This is a genomic window from Citrobacter sp. LST-B2, assembly GCF_057983045.1.
Genome location: NZ_CP192598.1, coordinates 679,149 through 702,906 on the forward strand (window position 1 = coordinate 679,149; position 23,758 = coordinate 702,906).

General features: G+C 49.9%; 21 protein-coding genes and 2 pseudogenes. 13 read left to right on the top strand and 10 right to left on the bottom strand.

Translation table 11 applies throughout. The features are described from left to right. The first annotated feature begins 137 nt into the window (after window positions 1-137). Window positions 138-1,394, top strand: coding sequence for a hypothetical protein (locus ACQ0PY_RS03295; protein ID WP_150547169.1), 1,257 nt, complete (start codon window positions 138-140; stop codon window positions 1,392-1,394). A gap of 120 nt (window positions 1,395-1,514) precedes the next feature. Next, window positions 1,515-1,718, top strand: coding sequence for a hypothetical protein (locus tag ACQ0PY_RS03300; protein WP_150547170.1), 204 nt, complete (start codon window positions 1,515-1,517; stop codon window positions 1,716-1,718). Here the strand turns inward: ACQ0PY_RS03300 and ACQ0PY_RS03305 are convergent. After that, window positions 1,715-3,520: a glycoside hydrolase family 2 protein gene (locus tag ACQ0PY_RS03305; RefSeq protein ID WP_054177283.1), complete on the bottom strand. Its 1,806-nt coding sequence runs from the start codon at window positions 3,518-3,520 to the stop codon at window positions 1,715-1,717. The genes ACQ0PY_RS03300 and ACQ0PY_RS03305 overlap by 4 nt on opposite strands. A gap of 350 nt (window positions 3,521-3,870) precedes the next feature. Between ACQ0PY_RS03305 and ACQ0PY_RS03310 the strand changes: the two genes are divergently transcribed. Beyond that, window positions 3,871-5,178 (top strand): MFS transporter, encoded by a 1,308-nt coding sequence (locus tag ACQ0PY_RS03310; RefSeq protein ID WP_051642263.1) that lies wholly within the window; start codon window positions 3,871-3,873, stop codon window positions 5,176-5,178. A 46-nt stretch (window positions 5,179-5,224) separates the two neighbouring features. Continuing rightward, window positions 5,225-6,346 (top strand): hypothetical protein, encoded by a 1,122-nt coding sequence (locus ACQ0PY_RS03315; RefSeq protein ID WP_054177285.1) that lies wholly within the window; start codon window positions 5,225-5,227, stop codon window positions 6,344-6,346. Here ACQ0PY_RS03315 and ACQ0PY_RS03320 read toward each other — a convergent pair. Beyond that, complete coding sequence (locus tag ACQ0PY_RS03320; RefSeq protein WP_125339409.1) at window positions 6,318-6,632, bottom strand: hypothetical protein; 315 nt, start codon at window positions 6,630-6,632, stop codon at window positions 6,318-6,320. The genes ACQ0PY_RS03315 and ACQ0PY_RS03320 overlap by 29 nt on opposite strands. 262 nt (window positions 6,633-6,894) lie before the next feature. On the opposite strand from ACQ0PY_RS03320, the gene ACQ0PY_RS03325 reads away from it, so the two are divergent. The 5 genes from ACQ0PY_RS03325 (at window position 6,895) to ACQ0PY_RS03345 (ending at window position 12,146) form a co-directional block, all read left to right on the top strand. Next, window positions 6,895-8,211 carry a tyrosine-type recombinase/integrase gene (locus tag ACQ0PY_RS03325; protein ID WP_032669169.1) on the top strand — a complete coding sequence of 439 codons (1,317 nt, stop codon included), beginning with the start codon at window positions 6,895-6,897 and terminating at the stop codon, window positions 8,209-8,211. Window positions 8,212-8,335: 124 nt separating this feature from the next. Next, window positions 8,336-9,346: a hypothetical protein gene (locus tag ACQ0PY_RS03330; protein ID WP_032669170.1), complete on the top strand. Its 1,011-nt coding sequence runs from the start codon at window positions 8,336-8,338 to the stop codon at window positions 9,344-9,346. 92 nt (window positions 9,347-9,438) lie between these two features. Beyond that, a complete protein-coding gene (locus ACQ0PY_RS03335; protein ID WP_044066940.1) occupies window positions 9,439-9,675 on the top strand; it encodes a helix-turn-helix transcriptional regulator in 237 nt (78 codons plus the stop codon). 128 nt (window positions 9,676-9,803) lie between these two features. Beyond that, window positions 9,804-11,219, top strand: coding sequence for a YfjI family protein (locus ACQ0PY_RS03340; protein WP_446894182.1), 1,416 nt, complete (start codon window positions 9,804-9,806; stop codon window positions 11,217-11,219). 300 nt (window positions 11,220-11,519) lie between these two features. Next, the gene (locus ACQ0PY_RS03345; RefSeq protein ID WP_032669173.1) at window positions 11,520-12,146 is read left to right on the top strand and encodes an inovirus Gp2 family protein; all 627 of its coding nucleotides are present in this window, start codon (window positions 11,520-11,522) and stop codon (window positions 12,144-12,146) included. A gap of 90 nt (window positions 12,147-12,236) precedes the next feature. Here the strand turns inward: ACQ0PY_RS03345 and ACQ0PY_RS03350 are convergent, their stop codons facing one another. From ACQ0PY_RS03350 to cadR, 3 genes are all read right to left on the bottom strand, one after another. Continuing rightward, window positions 12,237-14,810, bottom strand: a complete 2,574-nt coding sequence (locus ACQ0PY_RS03350) for a DEAD/DEAH box helicase (RefSeq protein ID WP_055321947.1) — start codon at window positions 14,808-14,810, stop codon at window positions 12,237-12,239. Next, the gene (locus tag ACQ0PY_RS03355; protein WP_032669177.1) at window positions 14,807-15,028 is read right to left on the bottom strand and encodes a hypothetical protein; all 222 of its coding nucleotides are present in this window, start codon (window positions 15,026-15,028) and stop codon (window positions 14,807-14,809) included. Before ACQ0PY_RS03355 ends, ACQ0PY_RS03350 begins: the two co-directional genes overlap by 4 nt. A gap of 111 nt (window positions 15,029-15,139) precedes the next feature. Beyond that, a complete protein-coding gene (gene cadR, locus ACQ0PY_RS03360; protein ID WP_004364961.1) occupies window positions 15,140-15,547 on the bottom strand; it encodes a Cd(II)/Pb(II)-responsive transcriptional regulator in 408 nt (135 codons plus the stop codon). A 95-nt stretch (window positions 15,548-15,642) separates the two neighbouring features. On the opposite strand from cadR, the gene ACQ0PY_RS03365 reads away from it, so the two are divergent. The 3 genes from ACQ0PY_RS03365 to ACQ0PY_RS03375 are packed head-to-tail and all read left to right on the top strand — an operon-like array spanning window position 15,643 to window position 18,366. Beyond that, window positions 15,643-16,539, top strand: coding sequence for a cation efflux transmembrane domain-containing protein (locus tag ACQ0PY_RS03365; protein ID WP_004364974.1), 897 nt, complete (start codon window positions 15,643-15,645; stop codon window positions 16,537-16,539). A 3-nt stretch (window positions 16,540-16,542) separates the two neighbouring features. Then, window positions 16,543-17,055: a signal peptidase II gene (lspA, locus tag ACQ0PY_RS03370; protein ID WP_003821921.1), complete on the top strand. Its 513-nt coding sequence runs from the start codon at window positions 16,543-16,545 to the stop codon at window positions 17,053-17,055. Window positions 17,056-17,076: 21 nt separating this feature from the next. After that, window positions 17,077-18,366, top strand: a complete 1,290-nt coding sequence (locus ACQ0PY_RS03375; RefSeq protein ID WP_032669179.1) for an ISL3-like element ISPpu12 family transposase — start codon at window positions 17,077-17,079, stop codon at window positions 18,364-18,366. Between the two features lie 42 nt (window positions 18,367-18,408). On the opposite strand, the gene ACQ0PY_RS03380 is transcribed toward ACQ0PY_RS03375, so the two are convergent. Next, window positions 18,409-18,729, bottom strand: coding sequence for a hypothetical protein (locus tag ACQ0PY_RS03380; RefSeq protein ID WP_044066934.1), 321 nt, complete (start codon window positions 18,727-18,729; stop codon window positions 18,409-18,411). Between the two features lie 48 nt (window positions 18,730-18,777). Further along, window positions 18,778-18,995 (bottom strand): annotated as a pseudogene (locus tag ACQ0PY_RS03385) (PadR family transcriptional regulator); the annotation flags it as partial. Window positions 18,996-19,234: 239 nt separating this feature from the next. Here ACQ0PY_RS03385 and ACQ0PY_RS03390 point away from each other — a divergent pair. Next, window positions 19,235-19,863, top strand: a pseudogene (locus ACQ0PY_RS03390) (siderophore-interacting protein). 103 nt (window positions 19,864-19,966) lie between these two features. Here the strand turns inward: ACQ0PY_RS03390 and ACQ0PY_RS03395 are convergent. From ACQ0PY_RS03395 to dhaL, 3 genes are all read right to left on the bottom strand, one after another. After that, entirely contained in the window at window positions 19,967-21,616 is a 1,650-nt protein-coding gene (locus tag ACQ0PY_RS03395) for a glycerone kinase (RefSeq protein WP_032669180.1), read from the bottom strand. Between the two features lie 74 nt (window positions 21,617-21,690). Next, a complete protein-coding gene (gene dhaM, locus ACQ0PY_RS03400) occupies window positions 21,691-23,109 on the bottom strand; it encodes a dihydroxyacetone kinase phosphoryl donor subunit DhaM (RefSeq protein ID WP_032669181.1) in 1,419 nt (472 codons plus the stop codon). A 10-nt stretch (window positions 23,110-23,119) separates the two neighbouring features. After that, window positions 23,120-23,752, bottom strand: coding sequence for a dihydroxyacetone kinase subunit DhaL (gene dhaL / locus ACQ0PY_RS03405; protein WP_007372179.1), 633 nt, complete (start codon window positions 23,750-23,752; stop codon window positions 23,120-23,122). Window positions 23,753-23,758 lie beyond the last annotated feature (6 nt).

A 23,758-nucleotide genomic window follows, 5' to 3' on the forward strand; every position in this document is an offset into this window, starting at 1 on the left:
CATAAAACGATTAATTTTATAAGATTTTTGGACCTGTTTTTTACTATTTTTCTTATTGGTGTTATCTTTATACTCTATTATAATAAATTATTTTAAACGATACACTTTTGTATTAATAACATTGATGAGATTTATGTATGTATGCATTGACCCCTCTGCGTCTACTGGAAGTAAACTCATCTTTAATATGGCACTGGCCGTATTTGCAAAATGTAATTAATATGATGAAACGAGACGGTTTTAATGGTCTTGTTATTCATCAGCAAGATTTATTCGCGTTATTGACTTCTCCATCTGACTATTGTCAAAATGGAAAAGAAAATTTGATATGTGAACAGCAGGAGAAACTGCTATACCTCCAAAGGTTATGCCGTATCTGTAACGGAAATGGCATACGAATCTGGTTACAGGGCGAGGCATTTCCATCTGGGGGAAAACTTCAGGAAAAATTTCCGGAATATGCATTAATTGAAAATACCCATGCAGATGAAGCTTTCTGGAAAAAATTCTATCAATTAAAAATCGCTGAATCTTTAAGTCAGCTGCCTGCTATAGATGGTGTTATTGTCACTCTTCCTAAACATCTTCCTTATCGGGCCAATTGGTCATCGACACTTCCTTATCTTTATCAAATACTACGTAGTCTTGGGAAAAAACTAGTGTTGCGAGACTATATGGATGATGAGTCTGCATCATGGCAGCTTCTTAATGCATTGCAGGTGCTTCCCGGAGATGTACGTGTTTCGCTGAAAGCGGTTCCTGACGGCTATCGTCCCGGATTTGCCACGAATCCACTTCTGATGCAACTGGAAGACAAAATCAAATGGATTGAATTTGATTTATGGGGTCTGGAATATGGCTGGACGCTGCTACCCTGTTATTTACTGGAGGAGATCAAGGGGCGCCTCAGTTGGGTTGAAAATATGTCAGGCGATCGCCTGGAGGCGGTCTCTGGTCGCTTAAGCTGGGAGTGGATATCCAATAGTTCTCTTATCAATTCGGTCAACTCGATAAATTTACACGGTCTGGCAATGTTTGGCCGTGAAGTGGGGATGTCAGAAAAGCAGGCATTTCACTGCTGGCTTACCGATATGCTTGAGCACAAAGTCGATAACGCTGAGCTGGATGCATTCCATCAACTCTATATCAGCAGCCATGAGTGGATGACAAAAACCCCTTACATACTGGGGCATGTTTTGCATCATTACAGTCAGGTGCCAAAGACATATCAGCAGGCCGTCAAACTTTTACAACTTCATTCCCGGCGTTCAGATGATTTTTCTCTTTCAACACTTTTTCCACCAGACGATCCCGACACCGGGCTTGAACAATATCAACTGATGTTACTGGAAAAACAGCGCGCCCTTTTTCTGGCACAAAATACACGTAGTTAACTCCATTTTCTTTTACAGCAGACCCCTCTTCCTGACGGTAAAAGGGAGTTATTCAAACGTGTCTGGGATAGAGTGCCATGGTATACCGATTTATTTTCTGACGTTGCGAAGGGCGTTGCGATGAAACTCATCCTGGAACGCTATGGCAATCGTCGTGGCGTTTCTGACTTTGAACTCGATAAGCAAATACACAGCCTTCGCCAGCTGGCAAACCGTCTCGGCGAATGGCTGGATAAGGAAGAGCAACAGCAACCTCATTATCTGGCAATGCTCTTTGATCCCGCCAGGTTGTTATCCCTGGCGGATAGTCTCCAGCATGATTAGTCAGATGACGACCCGGCTTTATTGAGATTTTCATAAAAATCCCGCAGAACATAAAACGCGGCTTTGCGTGTTTTCTTATCTGCGGTAATCAGGCCTTTACAGTTGAACCCTTGCTGCCAGGGGTTTTGTCGACGCTCTGTTCGATAGTCATACAGCAGCCATGGGGTAAAGCCACGAACGTAAGTGAGTTTTGGCAGATATTCGGTTTGTTTACGATAAACATCGGCCATATATTGCTCAGAGAAGGGACCGGTTTTAGGGGCGTCTTCGCTGAGAACGCCTTCCGCGCCGGTTTCGGTGATGACCACGGGTTTTGTGGGTGATGAGTTCTTTCCAAGCACAATTAAGTCATCAAAATTCTCTTCATACCATCCGTAGTATTCATTTAACCCGATGATATCGAGGTATTCTGTCAGCCTGTCTTCAATCTTCATTTTTGCGTGGTTGACGAGGCAGGCTGCCGAAATAAGACGACTGGGATCAGCATCACGTGCCGCATTCACTAACGATGTCATGAAGCTTAAACGTTCATCCGTATCCGCATTCTCATTGCCAACGGACCAGATAATGACGCTGGCACGGTTACGATCACGCAGAATAAGTTCCATCAGCTGGTTATGCGCATCCCGCTGTGTCGACAGATTCGTAAAATCGACTGCCCAATAGTTGGGAATTTCTTCCCACAGCATGATTCCTTCTTCATCCGCAATGCGTGCCGCCAGTTCATGATGAGGATAATGCGCCAGCCGCATATAGTTGCAGTTCAGTGCCTTCGCATCACGAAAGCGCTGGCGAATATCATCCTCACTGGTGACTTTCCCCATGAATAAATCATCTTCATGGCAGTTCACACCGCGCAGATAAATGGATTTTCCATTCAGCCGAATATCGGTACCCACCACCTCAATCTGGCGAAATCCGACATCATCTTCGACACTGTCGCGCCCAAGCATAGCCCTGACTTTATAGCGTTTAGGATTTTCGGGTGACCATAACTCTGGACTTACGGATAAAATAACTTCAGCCTGACCGTCAACGACAGGCAATATCTGATTAATCCCAAGTTCAGGGATCATAAGGGTAACGTCAGCCGCAGGCCCGTCAACCGCGACGCGCGCAGCAATCCTGTTATAGTTGCCATCCGGAACAAGATAGATAAACAGATCGTGAATATAGCTTCGCGGTGTTCGGATAAGCTCTATCTCACGATAAATACCCCCATAGTTAAACCAGTCATTATTTCGTAATGGAAGGCGGTCCGTTGTCCGGGTGTTATTCACACAGATCATTAATACGTTGTTTCCGGCTTTTAAGTTTGCGCTTAACTCAGCACAGAAAGGCGTCGAACCACCATAGTGGTTACCGATAAACTCATGGTTAAGAAATATTTTGCAATCGTAATTCGCTGCACCTATCCGTAGAAATACACGCTCATCCGGATCCCGCTTCGCATACTCGATTTCACGGGTATACCATGCGCTGCCTTCATAATAAAACCATTTATCCTTCAACATTTGCCAGCAGCTGGGTACAGGAACCGTCTGACCAGAATAGGGATCATAATCGTAAGGATCCTTACGCGTTTCAGCATCCTGCTTTTGCATCAAGAACCATTTTTGCCTTAACCCCGTATCATGCAGATCAAGAGTGAAGTGCCAGTCACCCGCCAGGCTTTCCCGTTGACGCCCACCGCTAAAGATGAGTGTGCGATAGTTAAGATTTTGCACATTATAAGCGCGATCGTAGTGTTCGTTATGCAGACATTCGACCGCATTATCTGCCAGGTCAGATTTTTCTAACATCGCCATTCCTCGTGAAGAAAAGTTGGGGGGAGAATAGCGGATCTGAACGACCGCCAGATCAAAGAAGAAAACATTCGAAGGTGTGCAGATATTGAATAAATAGCAATTGTGATGTAGCTCAAAAAACATCAAATTTAATCGTGATTAACCTCACATTCCCTTTCGTGCTGAAGTGTTCCTCATCACATTAGCCAGCTAAAAAGGTGACTTTGCTTGCAAATAAAAACCGAATGAACGTTAAGATCTCAGTTTCCTTTTTGAGTATTGCCTGTCCCGGTCTAAAGATACTTACACTGTAGCGGCGAGAAAGATTCATATTCTGTAGAGCACAGACATGGAGAGGTAATAAGATGAGCCAGCTACAACACAGTATTAGCGAACAAGCAACAAAGCCTCAATTAAACAGAAGTCGATACCGATGGACAATTTGCGCATTGCTTTTTTTCTCGGTCACTATTAATAACCTTGATCGCTCTATCCTGGGGTTGTTAGCCCCCATGCTACAAAAAGATATCGGCTGGACAGAAATCGAATATGGCAATATTGTCACTGCCTTCCAGGCAGCCTATGCCGTGGGTTTATTAATCTGCGGCAGAATTGTCGATCTGTATGGCGCTCGCCTTATATTGCCCGTTGCTCTGGCAATATGGAGCCTGGCCGCCATGGCTCATGGTGCAGTGAGTACTGTTACAGGGTTTATTTATGCAAGGATTTTTCTGGGCGTTGGCGAAAGCGCTAACTTTCCGTCAGCGGTAAAGGTTGCTGCTGAATGGTTCCCCAGGAGAGAGCGCGCTTTTGCGACCGGTATTTTCAACTCCGGTTCAAACGTCGGGAATATTTTCGCCCCCATTATTATTCCATGGATTGCATTACAGTGGGGCTGGCGTGAAGCTTTTGTAGTGACCGGCGCAGTCGGTTTTATATGGATTGTTTTCTGGCTGTTCTTATACGGAAAACCAGAAAAAGCAAAAAAAGTGAATAAGGAGGAACTGGAGTGGATCCATCAGGATGAAATGTCTGAACCCACACCAGCAGCATGCAAAGTGAGCTGGATTGGGTTATTAAAGTATCGCCAGACCTGGGCATTTGCGATGTGCAAATTCCTGACCGACCCGATTTTCTGGTTCTTCCTGTTCTGGTTGCCTAAATGGTTACACGACAGTCGCGGTATTGATATGGCGCACATGGCGACACCATTGGTTCTGATCAATATACTGGCGACCATTGGCGGACTCGCCGGTGGATACTTGCCTGCATGGTTGATCAACCATGGAATAGCCGTCAACAACGCACGTAAATTAACACTACTGCTGTGCGCTATTTGTGTATTGCCAATCTTGCTGGTCTCTACCGCGTCTAATTTGTGGGTCGCCGTTATTTTAATTGGTATTGCGGTTGCCGCCCATCAGGGATGGTCAGTCAATCTCTATACCAGTGTTTCTGATATGTTCCCGAAAGAAGCCGTTGGCGCTGTTGTCGGTATTGGTTGCCTGATTGGCTCAATAGGTTCAATACTCTTTGCACAAGCTACCGGGCATATTTTGCAGGCGACAGGGAGTTATTGGTCAATATTCCTGATGGGTGGTTTTGCTTATCTGTTAGGTTTTGTCATTATGCATGTTTTAACACCGACAATGTCGGCAGCAAAATTTAAATAATTATCAACCTTCAGAACAACGATTAATCCTGAATACAGGTTATTTTATGAAATTAACAGACTGTCTTTTACAAGAACGTATTCTGCAGGCCAAAGAGAACAGTATTAACTGGCTCAATAGCATGAGCGTCGCCGGGATGACGCCTGGCGTATTGCGTGTCAGCGATTATCATCAGCCAGAAAAATGGCCGCAAATGTTATTATCAGGAACCTATGATGGAACTATGGCCCGCGCATTATTAGGGGATAATATAGAGGAAAAGGAATTACTGGCTGACTGGATTTTAAGTCACCAACAGGATGATGGTTATTTCCTTCTACCGGGTATGCAGTGGGATGAAACATGGAAACGCCCGGATATCGAAGAAACACGTCAGTATATGCGTTTCCATGCAACAAATTATTGTATGGGGGCATTGGAGGTTCTGGAACAGTTAGACAGGCTTGAACTGCCCTTTTTAGCGCCCTTTCTCGATCCCCTGGTTTTCCGGGCATGGTTAGGCCAGCGCGATATGCGCGATCCGTGGCTTGAAGGAAACAATATCGTTAACCTTGGCAGTTTCCTGCTTCTCGAAAAGCAGCGTCACCCGGAGGGGCCTGCAAGCCAGCGCTTGCAGGATATGATCGGTTGGCACAACCAGCAGAGCGAGCCCTACTCCGGATTCTGGGGGCCAGGACAGCAATTCAGTCAGGAAGCATTGCTGTTCGCACTTTGTGGTGCAACGCATAACCTGCATATTTTTTATGCGCTTGACGAGACAATTCCTCATTTCAACCAGTCGATGAGTCGTTGTCTGGAACAACCCGTGGCAATACGCAGTAGCTGTATTGATGTTGATATTATCGATATTCTGGCGCATGGGTATTCGCGCTGTCCCCATCGTCAGGATGAAATTGAATACTGGCTACGTAATATGTTGGTCAAACTTCTCGATATCCAGAATGCGGATGGCGGCTTCCCTGACACACTTGTTGGTGAACGGGGATACGATGGTTGGGTTAAAGGCTATAAAGAACCACAGGGGTTAAGTAATACCTTCGCGACCTGGTTCCGATGGATTGCTATCGCGATGATTGCCGACGTTTTATGGCCAGAGTGGCAGCCATGGCGTTTCAGAAAAACCATTGGAATTGGTTACTTTAAATATCAGGTTGGTAAGATCGTTTAATATGTCTGCTGAATATCTGGATATAGAAAAGTGTTAAATAACCCAGCATCCGTTCGTCTGTTGATGAGGATAGGGCAAAATACCCATGCGCAGGGCTGTTTCTCACTAATGTCGCCCCAGCAACGGAAAGTCGTTCTGGGCGGCGATTCAGGCCCAACCATCGCTTTCGGATATTGCTAAAGTTGCTGTTGGCGAGCATTTTCAAAATTTCGCGTTTAATACCGTAGGTCTCGCCTTTCCCAACTCTATTTTTGTAAAACGAAAAAGGAGTCAGACGATTTCTCATCTAACTCCTTGTTTTGTCTGGTGGCCCCTGCTGGACTTGAACCAGCGACCAAGCGATTATGAGTCATAAAATCGGCATGCTTCTAATCGTTCGCTATTGACGCTTATTGTATTTTTAATTGTCTATAATCAATCAGTTATGATGTTGTTTTTGTTTCTGATTGGTTGTCTCGTCTCCTCATTGTACTATCGTTACCTGACCCATTACCTGACCCAAAATGGGCATCGGGTCAGGTAACGCTTATCCTTAGAAAGGTAACCTCATGGCCGCTAATCTTACTGAGACTGCTATACGCGGATTGAAGACAAAAAGCACGTCGTACTACGTGTGGAGCAACAGTGCTCAGCGTGGTACCGGCAGGCTTGGCGTTAAGGTTCAGCCTTCAGGCAGCAAAGTTTTTTATTTCCGTTACTACGTTGAGAAAGGAAAGAAAGAGAGATTCATTCAGTTAGGTATCTGGCCTGAGATGAAATTGGTGACCGCCAATGAGCTGGCGAAAAAGTACGGGGCCTGGCTTGTTGAAGGAAAAGAACCTCAGCAAGAGCTTGAGCAACAACGCCTGGCTGAGCAGCACATCATGCAGCTTCACCGTTCTCAGGGATCGTTTAAAGAGCTGGTACATGGTTACGTTAACAAGATGAAGCTCGACAATAAGCGGACTTGGGCCGATGTACTGAAGCGACTTGAAAAAGAGTGCTATTCAGTCATTCCTCGAGAGACCAAAGCGAAGGATGTCACGCCCTTACAGATCAAAACGATCTTGTCTGGCATTATCCAGCGAGATGCGGTGGTCCATGCAAACCGAATTCGTTCCTACCTGATGGCGGCATTTAACTACGGTCTTAAAGCCGACAACGATCCGATGAATAGCAGCGTGGGGATTACGTTTGGGCTTGAGGTTAACCCGGTATCGGCCATACCAAAGCAATCCTCGGCGGAGAAAGTTGGTGACACATGGTTAACGCTGGAAGAGCTACGTATTGTCATGGAGCAGTTCGACCAGGCAACTAACGTTGGGCCGTTGATGCAGCACCTTATCCGCTTCTGCGTTTATGCTGGCGGGCAGCGACCGTTTGAAATGATTGCCAGCCAATGGAGCGCGATTGACTGGCAGCAAAAGACGTTACTGGTCATAGCCGATGTATCGAAAAACAAACGGGAGCACCTGATCCCATTGACTGAATCGGCATTAAGTGAATTAGCCTCAGTGAAAGAACTGACTAAGGAAAGTAACAGCCCCTATATCTTCCCGCTCTCGACCAACGGCGAACGACCGGTACGTACCGATAGCCTGGCCCGTTCCATCATGTATTTCCGGGCTTTTAATCCTAAGTTTAAAGTTTTCACAGCGCGAGATTTACGTCGCACATGTAAAACGCTGATGGGGGAGGCGGGGATCAGCAAAGAGATCCGCGACCGTATCCAGAATCACGCTTTGAATGACGTCAGCTCGAAACACTATGATCGTTATGATTACTTGCCTGAAAAGCGCAGGGCGCTTGAGATCTGGGAAGATAGGGTCAACAACTATCAGCGACAGCAGGAAAACAACGTGGTAAGTCTCTTCAAAAGAACATAGTAAGTTATACTCCCGAGTAGTGAAATATAAGATGGATCACTTTTTAGGGGCGATTGCTGTGTCAGGCGACACTTAATTTGTTATTATCGACAAATGATAAGTGTCTGCCTGATGGGAGAGAGGGATGAATTCTAATTTTTTTTCGTTGTCAAAAATAACTGATCAGCATATCGTTCAGAAAATACTGGATGCATGGTTTTCTAAACGTATACAACTTTTTTTGTATTTTGGCGGAAATGGCAAAAAATGTAGATTGTCACGCTGTATTTCGCCTTCGCTACATATAGGCGGAGAGCAGCTTATTAGTAATGGGGATGAATTTTACCTGTCAGAAGACAGTAAGGCACATTCAATTTTAAAATTCATCCCTGACCTGCCGCTAAAATCGCACTTGAAGATAACTAAAGGTTTTAAAATATCAAGATCAATTCAAGGTGAGTATTTCAACTATGAATACGCAGGGACTGCATTGGGATATTGGGTTGTTGTCCCGACTAAACTAGCAGCCTTTAATAATGGTAATTATATTCTCACTGATAAAGAGTCATTTAGTCTTAAGGCTGATTCATCTGGTGCGGTATATGTCTATAGTGTTTACGATGAGGACTATTTGATTTTTGACGGTGATAACGGCATCAATAATGATGATCTCTATATCGATGTTAATGTGCTAAAGTCCGTCTTTCCTTCATTCAACCCTGATGATAAATTTAATGGCGTAACAGTTGAGAAAAAATCAAAAGAGGCTGTTTTTGAAACTAAAAAAGAGAATTTTGCTGTTTGTTTGCTTATGCATGAAACTGTCGTGAGGAACAATGGCGTTCCTGTTGTCAGTAAATTTAAAGTTGATTATGATGAAATGTGGAAAGCAAATATATCAGAAAGTACACTTCTTGAATGGTTTGAAAAACCAGCTGCATTTACAGATAGAAGGCAAAGAATTAAGGGCGAAAAAATAAAAGGTCTATATTTGTTTATGACTATGTTCAGTCAAAAATATGGAAGTGGCTCCAAAAGTAAAACCGCTATAATTGCAGATGAACTCAACAAATTGGCGGCCTCGGACGATTTTCAGTTCCCGGTCGCATTCACTACAAGTGATGTCAGAAAGTGGCTTAAGAAACCCAAAAACTAAGCGCTTACTAAGCGCATCTCCAAAAGTGCATCACTTTCCAAATCTCCCGTCCTGAAACATGATTGTCTCCATCGAAACCACAGGAGGCAATCATGCACAATTCTTTTACTCAACCTACCCCCGAGCAGCGTTTACAGGCTTTACAGAACTATGGCGAGAGGTCAGATCGTCTGGTTCGTGAACGTGAACGCCAGCGTATCACATCAGTATCACGATCTACAGCATGGAAACTTGAACGAGCAGGCCGCTTCCCTTTACGTAAGTCGATTGGGCCAAAATCTTGTGCCTGGCTGCTGAGTGATCTTCTTTGCTGGATCAGCATTCGTTAATCAAAAAGTCGTGTTTTCGGTTCGTTTTATCTTTAATGAACACGGTTTCATCTTGCTATTTCCGCTACTAATAGCGGAATAGCCGCTAAGGTGAAATAAATTTATCCTTAATCTATACAGAGGTTTTCATGCTTATTAGTCGTCCGTTCCCTGTACAAGTACTGCCATTGATTATCAGAAATGCGGTTTATGAGGTAACTCAAAATACACAGGCACCATTAGCGCTAGTTGCCGCATCTGCCCTTGGTGCTATTTCCCTTGCCAGTCAAAACGGGATTGATGTTTGCCGGTTTAATCATTTGCGTAGTCCCGTATCTTTATTTTTGCTGACACTGGCTGATTCTGGAGAAAGGAAAAGCAGTGTGGATAAAGCATTAATGAAGCCGCTGTACGATTTGGAGGAACAAAAGTTTATACAATACATGAGGGATTATGAAACCTGGGAAAATAACATGCAAGTGTTTAATACCCAACAAAAGGCGTTAACATCAAAGCTGAAATCGGAGATCAGGCGAAATAAAGATTCTTCCGCGACTGAAGCACAATTAAAAGCTCTTATGGAAAACCGCCCGGAAGAGCCAGTAAGGTACAAGTTGATGTTTAATGATGCCACTCCGGCGGCGATTAAACAGTTTCTCTGTGGTCAATGGCGGGCTATTGGCATAACTTCCGATGAAGCAGGCACCATATTTAAAGGTCATACACTAAATGATCTGCCTTTCATCAACAAAATGTGGGATGGCTCAACATTTTCAGTGGAAAGGAAATGTAGCCCGGAACAATTTATTAAGGATGCCAGAGTTACTCTGTCTGCAATGCTACAACCTGTTATTTTTAGAGCATATCAGGAGTCTAATGGAGAGATGGCTAAAGGGATAGGTTTTTTTGCCCGCGCCTTGCTCTGTCAGCCAGACTCAACCCAGGGTTACAGGAAAATTACCAGCCCAGTGACTTCAACCGAACATTTGCCAGTATTCCACCAACGATTGATGGAGATCATCACTGAAGATATGATACGACATGATGAAAATAAACGGGAATGCCTCTTTTTTTGTCCTGAGGCGGAACAACGAATGATTGAGTTTTATAATAAAGTTGAATCTGAGATGGGGATGCTTGGTTTTCTTTCTGACTTCAAAGACTATGCTTCTAAGGTCACAGAGAATATGGCGAGAGTAGCTGCTTTACTGCACTACTTCGAGGGGAGTGGCGGAGATATTTCACTCATTGCTGTTGAAGCAGCCATACAGATAATTTCATGGTACGTGGACGAGTATGTAAGGCTTTTCTCAAAACAGCAAGAATCGACACTTGTAGGCTCAGAGGCTCACGATCTTTACTGTTGGATAAAAGAATATTGCGTGAGAAATACGATCCCTTATCTCAGAAAAAACACGATATTGCAGTATGGCCCCAATCGGTTCAGAAACAAAGCGACAGTGAGCGAATTACTAAGCACTCTTTACTCACAGCGTAAGATAATGGCTGCGAAGCGAGGTAAAACTATATTTATCCAGCCTGTGGAGACCACTGATTTGGTTTGATTCCATCAGAAATATTATTTTTTCTCGAAGCTAATTGCAGAGTGACTTTTAAACAGCCATCACAGGCTGGGGCTACCTTCGTCTCAGATTTAGATGTTGGATAGGTATTATAATGGCGTTGTATACCCTTACTACCTGTATTAGCCAGTATTAATCAGTAAGAGTAGTAATCAGATCAGTATGTCCGTACTAAAATCTGATACCAGTATATACCGACAACAGTGACCATGAATAGCCCTACCTGTATGGCATCCCTATACGGTCTGCTATAGACCGTAGGACCAACTACAGGTATATATTATGAAAACATATCAAGGTACTCATGGAGTACATATCCTCGAATATCAGAGTAAGATTAATAAATTATTATGTTATTTGACTAACCGGTATCCTAGGTTAATTGCTGTACGTGTCGATCTCCACTATCCGAAGATAGTTGATGACGGTGACAATATTTGTTGCTTCCCTAACCTGGAACCTGGGGTGATATCCCGGATGCGTGAATCCCTCAGAGCTAAGCTGGAGGCTGACCGTACCCGTAAGGTGCGTGAGGATAAACGCATCTACCGTTGCCCTTTATTTATTATATGGGCGAAAGAGTATTCTGAATCAGGTAAATGCCACTATCACATTTGCCTGTTGTTCAACAAAGACGCTTACTACCACCTCGGGGATTACGATCAGGACGATAACCTTAGAGGGATGATCACAGGAGCCTGGTACAGCGCCCTGAGACTGGAGAGAGACGATCACCCTGGTCTGGTCCATTTTCCTGAAAACTGTAAGTATGTGCTAGACACCAATAGTACTGACTTCCAGCAGAACTACCAGGCGCTGTTAACCCGACTGGACTACCTGACCAAAGTTGAAAGCAAAGTGTTTGGTGAAGGAGACCGTAACTTCGGCTGTAGCCAAATCGAACTGTAAGTCGGTAATGGCCTTCTCAGTGAGAAGGCCTTATTTGTATTGTTTCAAAAAATTACTAAAATGCAGTTTCGTTACGCAATTTTCTATAGATTACTGATAGTCATCAGCAAGTCCGCTACTAAATAACGTTTCTGCATTTTCAGCGGTAGCAACAGCATCCTGCACATCCTGCCGTTTCAAATCTAACACTCGTAATTTACCCTTTACTTCGGCGACAGATTCGATTCGCCTGTAAGCATCAGAATGATGTTCGGCATATAGCGCAAGTCCTTTCAGTTTGGGCAAAGCATCAGCCAGATGTAGGCTATGTGGATCTACCAGGTCCACAACCATTTTGCCATCCTGTTCGGCAAAGAACAGGAAATCGGGACGAACAATCTTGTACTGTTCAGCTTCAACATAAGCGATTCCCAGTGACGACTGCCCTGTGTACTGTGGATTACGATACCAGAAAGCAAATCCTTCACGTTTGGTTTCGATCTCAAAAACCTTGGTTTCCCAATGGTTCAACAGAGCCGGATAGATCCCGTTTTCGTCACACAACAAATGGTGTTTCCAGACTGGAAGGTCAGCTTCCTTTTCACCTTCACGCACCCTGGTCATTTCAAACTTGTTCGCCGGCCTGACCAGATCCACATCCTGCGGTTCGGTACTCATTTCGACGATTTGACGATAGGCCTCTTTACGCTCATCTTTCAACGACTTGATTTGCGGTGTGTACTCGGCCAGCCACGCCTTCGCCAGTCTATCGGCCTCGCCATCGAAGTAATCCTGCACCTCCATCACCAGCCCCATGCCAGCAACGGTAACACGAGCCTCCATGATTGCTTCCAGATATTCCTCTGCATCCTCTTCTCGATCCGCAACCTTATCGGCCAGATATTCGACATAGGTACGTGAAACATCCGGGCTGAAAATTCGGGCTGCACGCCGGTAGGCGTCATCAATCACCGTTACGTCCGCCTCCTCCCAGAATTCGTTGAAGGTCATTGCTTTGTTCTTGAGGCTGGCAACCACAGCCTTACCATCTACGACGAGCACTGCATTGCGTTTGTTTTTGATTTTCTCGGCATTTTCTATCTGGAACTTGTCCAGAACAGCGTGCAAAGCAGCATGGGATTTCCTGACTGCCCCATCAAGAATGCCGTCATCAACCAGTTCCTGTGCCAGCGCGGTCAGACGTCTGGCGGGTCTGGCTCCTTTCTGTGGTCGGGTTTGAGAAGGTAGCGCTTCAAATGCTTCCCATACTTCAGCTGAAGCAGCCGGGTTAGGTTTCATCTCCACAGGGTTAACCAGGATGCGTCCGCTTGGAGGAGAGGTATCATCGCCCTTAAACAAGGTATTGACGACATCTCTCACGGTATTGGTATTAAACTTGGGCAACAGGCATTCTACAGAGTTTAAACGCTCATTACCCGGAATACGTCTCGCCAATGGAGTACGCACCATACGCCCCAACAATTGCGTAATATGCGTCCTGTGGCTGGCTGCGCGGAAGGAAACCATCACTTCGGCACGTGGGCAATCCCAGCCAGTGCTGATGGCATCTTTAGCAATCAGTACTCGCATCCAGGTTGATTCCTGCACCCGCTGCGGTTCAATATAAGGCACCTGATGTTGGCCGAAACGTTGTGTGGTGTGTTCACCGAAGACATGAGCAACACTGTCAATGGACAATTCAGGATAACGGGAGAATAACGTATCCAGCCAACGCCCCACCTCATTCGGGTCAGGCGTATTAGGTACCTGGAATACCATTAGCGGCACTACTTCGCGCACGGTTTCCTGCTGTCTTGCGTACTCTGCCCAGGCATCGGTCGCTTCCCTGAGTTTGTCGGCAGCACGGCGTACCCACACGGTATCGAAGTCACCAGCTTCATCAGGCACACCCAGAATGATATCGTCCTTGATAAGTCCAGATTCCTGCACTTTAGCGGGGTCAACCACCACATTCGGCAGTTTGACATGATGACCAGCATTGGCAATGGCTTTGTCGAAACGTTCAACTGTGGCGGAAATACCCCACACTACTGGAATACCCTTCACTCCAGCCGAACCATTGATAAGCCGTTGTACAATAGTACTCTTAGCAGCTTCACTGGAAGCCGTTGACGAGCCCATCCCTCTGTGCGCTTCATCCAGCACTAAGTAAAGGGTCAGATCCGGGTCTTCGATGGTGTTCTGGATGGTATCCCACAGCGTATAAGCCTGTGCATCAGGGGCTGCTTCGAAAAGGCCGCCTTTATCATCGAACCCGCGCACCAGGAGGCTTTTTTTGCCAAACTTCTGCGTGTTAAGGAAATAGATTTTTCCAGCCTGAAACTTACGCCGACTGAAGGGATGTTCAACTACCACCATATCGTTGTAGTTGATACGGTCACTCGCCTCCATCAGGCGAAAACGGGTTTGCTCATTCAGTGCTGGATCATCACTGAACCAGATCACCACCGCGCCGGGATCTGCATCGAAATTAAATTCGTCGTCACCATGAAACAATGCTTCAAATGCAGCAGCAGCCATGACGGTCTTACCCGCACCGGTTACAGCCGTTAAAGAGAAGGCGCTTTTGTCGCTCTCGTTGTGCCAGTAACGTCGAGCCTTCCTGAGATTCGCCAGAGCATCATGTACCGCATCGCGCTGATAGTCCTTGAGAGTAAATTTCATTCTGTCCATTCCCCACTGGTGAAGCTGAAATTGGTCAGGTACGACTCGTATAACCGCACTGGTTCAACATCTTTTGGCAAACGTTTTGTTACAGACTGGAAGTGACGGTCATCATCAGTAACGATGAAAGCCACGCACACGCCACTGGAGGTATCAATGGCTTCAATGAATGGGGTTGCTTGGTCTACATCTAGCAGTAGACCGTACGCATCGGTCACTTCCCATCCTTTAGTAGGTATTTTGGGTAAGCGGATTAAATGGTTGATCTTACCTTTGCATGAGAGTGAGACAGACCGGCATCTCATCGGATTATCTGGTTGATGCTTCACCTACTGCTGGTGCATGTTTCCTTCGCTAATTCCAGCAAGAACCCCACACGCCTCAACTTCCCGGTCATCGTTGCAACTCGCTCTCAGTGAAACGAGTTGTTTCTCAAGCGCTTGCAGAGCGGTTATCTGCGACCGCACATGAGAGATGTGATCATCGAGCAAGGCGTTGACGGCGGTACAAGGCTGATGAGGGTCGTCCTGATAGCTCTGTAGTTCGTGAATCTCAGCCAGTGACAGGCCCAGGATTCTGCAGCGACGGATGAAGGCCAGCCCCTCACCATGCTTCTCGGTATAGACACGGTAACCGTTGTCCTGCCGATCAGGCGGCGGCAACAAGCCCTGCTGTTCATAGAAGCGGATCGTCTGTGTTTCGACCCCTACCAACTGCGCCAACTGACCAATGCGCATCAGCCTCCTCCCCAACGGATTCTTTACTCTATTGACCTTATAGTAGCTTTATAGTTTTAAATGGTACCACAACATTGTTCAAGTGGAGTCGTATCATGAGCAAATCCTGTGGTGGCGCCTGTGGCGGTGATGCAACGTCCGCAGCGGATACCGATATACAGGCCTCCTCCGAGGCGCCAGGGAGATGGGTCAGTGTTTATGCCGTGCCGAAGATGGACTGTCCATCAGAAGAACGAATGATTCGCCTAGCCCTGAACGGCTTTGAGGAGATTCGGGCGCTGTCCTTCGACTTGTCGAACCGCCGGCTGAAGGTCGTGCATGACGGCGAGGTCGAGCCCGTCACCTCGAAACTGAAGACCTTGGGGCTAGGCGCCTCGCTTCAGGAAACCGTCGCTGCAAATCCGGAGACCATCAAGGCCGCCGAGTTTTCGGCAGCTTCTGCTAAGCAAGAATCCGGGACCCTGCGCTGGTTGCTCGGCATCAATGCACTTCTGTTCGTGGTGGAAATGACTGCCGGTCTGATCGCCCGGTCCACCGGCCTGATTGGAGAATCCCTGGACAATTTTGCCGATGCGGCGGTGTACGGGCTTGCCCTTTATGCGGTTGGACATAGCGTGAAAATGCAGGTACGTGCCGCGCATCTTGCTGGTGTACTGCAACTGATCTTGGCTGTGGGCGTGCTCGTAGAGGTGGTGAGACGCTTTGTATTCGGTAGTGAGCCTGAATCGCTGGTGATGATGGCTATCGCATTCGTCGCATTGATTGCCAATACCAGTTGTCTGCTGCTCATATCCAAACATCGGGAAGGCGGGGCGCACATGAAGGCAAGCTGGATATTCTCGGCCAACGACGTGGTGATCAACCTGGGGGTCATCACCGCCGGCGCCCTGGTCGCGTGGACCGGTTCCAATTATCCGGATCTGATTATCGGCACCATCGCGGGGGGCATTGTACTTAACGGTGCCAGACGCATTTTGGCGTTGAAGGGTTAAATAATGCTCATTATTGGCAAAAAGCTCTCGCCGTATGCCCTATTGTCCATATCGGGCCTGCTGGCAGCGTCTGATCAGGCTGTAAAGTGGCTGGTGCAGCAATCAATGGCCTATGGCGAGTATGTTTCGGTGACCCCGTTCTTTAACTGGGTGCACCTATGGAACACCGGTGCCGCATTCAGTCTTTTTGCGAATGGTGGAGGCTGGCAGCGCTACTTTTTTATCGGAATCGCGGTAGTGGTCTCGATTTTTCTGATCAAGCTGATCCTTGAAAATCGTCATAAAGGAGAAGCCATCGCTTACAGTCTTATCCTCGGTGGCGCCATGGGCAACCTGATTGACCGGGTCTTTCGCGGCTATGTTGTGGATTCCTTTGATTTCTATTGGCGAGACTGGCATTGGCCGGCCTTCAACCTGGCTGATATTGCAATTGTCCTCGGTGCCTTACTTTTCGTTTCCAGCAGCTTGTTGGGTAAAAAAGCAAACACCAATGCCGAGTCGGATGGATCTGACTGACACCTACGCCTATACAACACCATGACCGAACTTCCCGACAACATCCTTCACCTGCCGCAATACCAAGTACTGGGCTGCAAATCAACCGACGACGAAATGCACTTCCAGGTGGACGTGCCCGATCCCATCGCCTGCGAGGAATGCGGCGTGCAGGGTGAGTTCGTACGGTTCGGCAAGCGTGACGTTCCCTATCGTGATCTGCCCATCCACGGCAAGCGGGTCACTCTCTGGGTGGTCCGCCGCCGATACACCTGCCGGGCCTGCAAGACAACATTCAGGCCCCAGCTACCGGAGATGGTGGACGGATTCCGTATGACACTGCGGCTGCATGAGTACGTGGAGAAGGAATCCTTCAACCACCCCTACACCTTTGTGGCGGCACAGACCGGCCTGGACGAGAAGACGGTGCGCGACATCTTCAACGCCCGCGCCGAGTTCCTGGGGCGCTGGCACCGCTTCGAGACGCCCCGCATCCTGGGCATTGACGAGCTATACCTGAACAAGCGCTACCGCTGCATTCTGACCAACATTGAGGAGCGAACCCTGCTCGACCTGCTGGCCACCCGCCGCCAGGACGTGGTGACCAACTACCTGATGAAGCTGAAAGACCGGCAGAAGGTCGAGATCGTCAGCATGGACATGTGGAACCCCTACCGGGCAGCGGTCAAGGCTGTGCTGCCCCAGGCCCGTATCGTGGTCGATAAGTCCCATGTGGTGCGCATGGCCAACGATGCCCTAGAGAGAGTGCGCAAGGGCCTCAGAAAGGAGCTGAAACCGTCCCAGAGCCGGACTCTCAAGGGAGACCGGAAAATCCTGCTGAAACGCGCTCACGAAGTCTCAGACCGGGAGCGCCTCATCATGGAGACCTGGACAGGCGCGTTCCCGCAACTGCTGGCCGCCTACGAGCACAAGGAGCGCTTCTACGGCATCTGGGACGCCACCACACGGCTCCAGGCAGAAGCCGCCCTGGACGAGTGGATAGCCACCATCCCGAAGGGCCAAAAGGAAGTCTGGAGCGATCTGGTCAGGGCAGTGGGAAACTGGCGCGAAGAGACCATGACCTACTTCGAGACGGACATGCCCGTCACCAACGCTTACACGGAGTCCATCAACCGACTGGCCAAGGACAAGAACCGTGAAGGGCGCGGTTACTCCTTCGAGGTGATGCGGGCACGAATGCTCTACACCACGAAGCACAAGAAGAAGGCACCGACTGCGAAGGTCTCTCCTTTCTACAAGAAAACCATCGGTTACGGACTGCCGGACTTCGCAGAGGAACTCAACTACGGAGTCGATCTATCAACCATCTGAGGGTGGTATCAGATTGATGGGGTGAAGGTGCCCCATCAACCATTAAATCCGTATACCCGGTATTTTTTCAATACGTTCGCCGCGCGCACCCGCGCGTAGCCATAGCAACGGCGCAATGCGAACAAAGGCCAAGTTGTGGCTAACCGACTTCTCAGCTTCGTAGGTCAGAGTGAAAAACTCGGCATTTTCCTCAAAACCGTCAGACATTGGGAACTCGTCTGTAAACCTATAATTGCCCTTAATCGGTTGTTCATTCGGCGTTTTGCCTGTGATAGCAGCTTGTACACGTGGTTTGGTGATATAATCACAGATCCCCCACTTTTCCCAATCAGGATCTCCAGGCCTTAAGCCCTGTTCGCGCAATTTTTTCTGTTCGTCGGCAGCGACTTCGTTGTTAGTGACGGAGATGCACTGGCGACGACCACCACCTCCGCCGCGACCGTGGCGGCGTCCGCACCCTGTTCGTGGTGATGTTTCTGGTGACAGCCTGCGTGGCGATGCTCTTCACTTTTGCAGCAGCCTGCATGGTGCTCACTGTGGCGGCTTTCGTGGTGATGTCCTTCACCCTTGCAGCAGCCTTCGTGTTGGTGCTCTGTATGTTTACAGCAACCTTCATGATGGTTTTGCATCATCGTCTCCTGATGTTATTTAGATATATCTAATTTATATCTAAAGTTTATCGACTTGCAAGTCTATAAAATAATTTTTGTTTAATTTGATGATTATTAATGGTTTTTATGGGTTGCTGATAGCTGTTTAATCTCAAGCTGACTATATCAAAAAAGTGCTTGCAATCTTTTTGATTAGCAATCATTATCATTTAAAAATAAATTTAGATATATCGTATTATCTTCACGAAGGCGAAAAAATGACAAAAAACACCTCACGCTACCCACAGCGCGTGCGTAACGAACTACGTTTTCGCGAATTAACCGTGCTGCGCGTTGAGCGTATCGGCCAGGCGTTCCAGCGGATCGTGCTGGGGGGCGAGGCGCTGGATGGCTTTGTTTCACAAGGTTTTGACGACCACACCAAACTGTTTTTCCCGCAGGCGGGCAGCGTATTTACGCCGCCGGAAGTGACCGACGAAGGCATTAACTGGGGCGAGGGCGTGCGCCCGGCTCGCTGGTGGTGCCGGAAGATTACGCCTGGCAGCTTTATGTCTGTGACGAGTCGGGCATGCCGGCGCTGCGCCGTCGCCTGCTGGGATTACGTCAGCTGCCGGTGACGCCGCAGGTGACGGCCATCGTCACCGTCGCGGATGCTTCGTATAAAGATTATCTGGCGGATCTCGACGGCTTTAATATCGAATGGGTGGTAGGCCACAACCCGGCGTTCGTCGCCGAGCGGCTGGCTCAGGTCAAGGTGCCGTCAGAAGATTATTTTATCTGGCTGACCGGAGAAGGCGGCGTGGTGAAATCGCTGCTGGCGCGCTTTGAGGAGCCGAGTATCGATCAGCAACTGGTGCGTTCGCAGGCGTACTGGCATAGCAAATAATCGGCAGTGTGGTAAACCCGGATGGCGGCGCGTTGCGCCTTCTCCGGGCTACCTTTCAATGGTGTTATGTCGCCCCGGTAAGCGCAGCGCCACCGGGTGAGGCTTAGCGTTCCGCCAGCGCCTTAAACACCATCGCCACCGCGTGGGCGCCGGGGTCCATATTGCCGAGCAGGCTCTCGCTATTGAGATAGGAGGCGCGTCCGGCGCCGGCTTTGCTCGACTGGCAGGTGCGATCCGCGCCGGCCTGCGCCGCGGCGAAAGCGGCCTGCAGATTATCCGGTTCGGCCAGCAGCGCCGCCAGCGCCGGCTGTAGAGCGTCAATCATCGTCCGGTCGCCCTCATCGGCGCCGCCGTAAAATTTCATCTGCCCCAGACCGGCGTTCAGCGCTTCCGCCATGCTGGCGCCTTGCTCCAGCTTCTGCCCGGCGGCGGTGAAGAAAATCGACATCAATACGCCGCTGGAGCCGCCCATCACCACCGTCAGGCGTTCGCCAATTAGCGCGAACAGCGTGGGTAAATCATTGAGCGGCAGTTGCTGGCGTTGCAATAGAGCGGCAATCGCACGCGCGCCAGCGGCGAAAGTGGAGCCGGTATCGCCGTCGCCCACTTTGGCGTCAAGCGCGTTGAGATGGGTTTCGAGGCCGGAGAGGGTGCTGGTCACCTGCGCCACGTAATCGCCCACCTGCGGGTTGGCCGATGGCGTAAAGGCGACGCGTGCGCTGGCGAGCGCGGACGGCATGATATTAACAGCCCGCGGCTGCACCGGCTTCTGCCAACTGGCGGTTTCGACATCCGACAGCAGCGCCTTTTCAATGCTCTCTTCCAGCACGATAGTGGTCAGCGAGAAGCCTTTCATATCCAGCGCCGTTACCAGCGAAGCCGGGCCAATCAACCAGTCAACGCGCGCATGGAGTGGGGTGTTGGCCAGCTCGCGGGTCAGAATCGCCATCTCGGCCACCGACACGCCGCCGAGATTATTGAGCATCACCGCCAGGCGGCCGGTTTCAGGTAGGGCGGCGGTCAGCTTCTCTACCATAATCTGCATGATTTCCGCGCTGTTATGGGTCGCGATCGTCGAGGCTCCCGGTTCGCCGTGGATGCCCATCCCCAGCTCGGCGTGGCCGGGCTGATGGCGCGGCGCGCTTTCCGCTTCCTGCGGCAGATGACAGCTGGAAAGCGCAACACCCAGGCTGAAGGTGTTGTTGGCTGCGTACTGCGCTTCACGCAGGACGGTGGCGAGGTTGAAGCCGCGCTCGGCGAAATAGCCCGCCACCTTATGCACAAGAATAGTCCCGGCGATACCGCGCGGCTGTTTGTTATCCGGCAGCGAAATATCGTCGCCGACGATCAGCATCTCTACGTTATAGCCAAGACGGCGTGCTTTCTCCGCCGCGAGGCCGAAGTTAAGCCGATCGCCGGTGTAGTTTTTAACGATCAGCAGACAGCCCGCCTCGCCGGTCACCGCCTGAATCGCGGTGAGTACCGCATCGACGCTCGGCGAGGCGAACAGATCGCCGCAGACCGCGGCGGTCAGCATGCCTTTACCAATAAAGCCGACGTGCGCCGGTTCATGGCCGGAGCCGCCGCCGGAAATCACCGCCACGTTGTTTTTATTCAGATCGCGGCGTACCACTACACGGATCGCCGGGTCGCTCTCCAGGCGGGCGAGGTTGTTCCACGGGCTGGCAATAATGGTTCCCTCGATCACGTCGTTAACGAGGCTGGCGCGCTGGTTAAAAAAGAATTGAGACATAGTGGTTCCTGATCAGTAAGCGAAAACTCACCCTCCGGAGGCGGGCCCCCGGAGTGGTAACGGTCAAAGTGGATTTAGCGACGAATAAGACGTTGCAGACGCATATCGAGCGTGATGGCTTCGCCAGGCTGAATATCATTCAGCGCTTCGCCCTGCTGGCATAGCCAGGCGATCCCCGCCGCGCGGGCGATAATCGCGCCGTGGGACTGTTCGCTGCCGTCGCGCAGGCACAGGCCGGTGACCTTGCTGGCATCCAGTTGGAGTACAGTCGAGGGATAAATATTGTCGGCGATAATAATCGTCGGCTCACTGGCGAATGGCAGCGTCTCCTTAATACCCTGCAGATGGCGCAGCGTGCGCTGCAGAATATCGTCGACATCGATATAACGGGCCTGCAGATAGGCGTCATCCAGCTGACGATACTGCTGGCTGAGCTCCATCAGCACTTGATGCCACGCCCATTCCGCCGAGCACTGTTCGGTGAGCAGGCGATCGTTGGCGGCATCAAACAGATCTTCATCGTCGAGCAAGGTGTGATGACCGGCGAAGATCGCCGCGATATCGGCGTTAAATTTGTGTTCCGCCAGCTCGGTGAGCGCATTGAGATCGGCCAGCGTCTGGTCGATCGCCTGGCGCAGGCGCTGCTGCTCGCGGGCGATGTCGGCGGCGGCGGGGAGCGCCGGTTGGATCGGCGCCAGCGGATAAAGCATCGCGGCGCCTTCAACACGCGCAGGTATGGCGGGTTCCGCTGTCGGCTGCGCCTCCGGTGACTCGCCGAAGTTATCGGCGGCCAGCGCCTGAAACGCCGCCAGCGCCGCATCGGCGTCCGGACCGCGGGCCAGCAGGCGCAGCTTATCGTGGCGGCGCACCTGTAGCAGAGCGATTTGATTCAGACTGTCCGGGGTGACGCATTTGCCGTTTTTCTCCAGCACCAGGTCGGCGTTAAAACCCGCCAGCGCGGCGACCAGCTTTGATGCCGGACGCACGTGCAGGCCGTTGTGATTGTTAATAATGACTGAAACCGATTTAGCATCGCCGTCGTCAGCAAGCGTTGGGGCGGCGGCGTCAGGCGTGTGCGAAGGTAAACCCAGCTGAACCCGCTTGGCTTCCAGGGCGTTCATGGCATCGGCGATAACTTTGTCGATCCCGGCGCCGGAGGCGGCGCTGACGGTGGCCGCCAGCGTCCCTTCGACCAGCGGCGCGGCGCACAGCCGCACCTTTGCCGCCATCGCCGGATCGAGCAGATCGAGGGCGGTTTCGGCGCTGAGCAGGGCGCTGCCGATATCCATCATCACCAGAACATGGTCGGTATCGGCGACGGATTCGATCGCCTCCATGACTTTAATCGGATCGGTGCCGATCGGGCTGTCGGGATCGTCGATCCCGGCGGCGATCGCCAGCTTACAGCCATCGTTCATTAACATCTGCCGGGCCAGTTCTCCGACACCTTCGCCCAGCCGGGCGCTATGAGAAACAATAACCAGGTTTACCATCGCGATTTCCTTACTCTTTGGCGGCGGCAGCCAGCATCTGAACCATAAACAGCACCGAGGTCGCGCCGGGATCCTGATGCCCGATGCTGCGCTCGCCGAGATAGCTGGCGCGGCCTTTACGCGCCTGCATGGTGATGGTGGCGTGGGCGGCGCGCTCGGCCACTTCGCAGGCGGCATCCAGCGCGGCAGGGATAGACAGATGTTGCTCGCTGGAATGACGCAGGGATTCCACCACCGGCAGCCAGACGTCGCACATCGTCTTATCGCCCGGCTCCGCTTTACCACGGTTGACGACGCCGTCCGCGCCTTCGCGGATCATCTGATAAAGCTCGTCGAGGGTCAGGCTCTGATGCGCCTGGGTGACCTGGGCGGCGCGGATAAAGAAGGTGCCGAACAGCGGGCCGCTGGCGCCGCCGACGTTGGAAAGCAGCGTCATCCCGGTATTCTTGAGAATAAAACCGATGTCTTTATCGGCGATCGACGGCAGCTTTTCGACCACTTTGCTGAAGCCGCGATGCATATTGAGGCCGTGGTCGGCGTCGCCGATCTCTTTATCAAGGCCGGTGAGAAAATCGCTCTGTTTGGTGAAAATGTCGCCACAGCGGTACAGCCAGTCGACGATTTGCGTTCTGTTCAGTGACATGTCGTG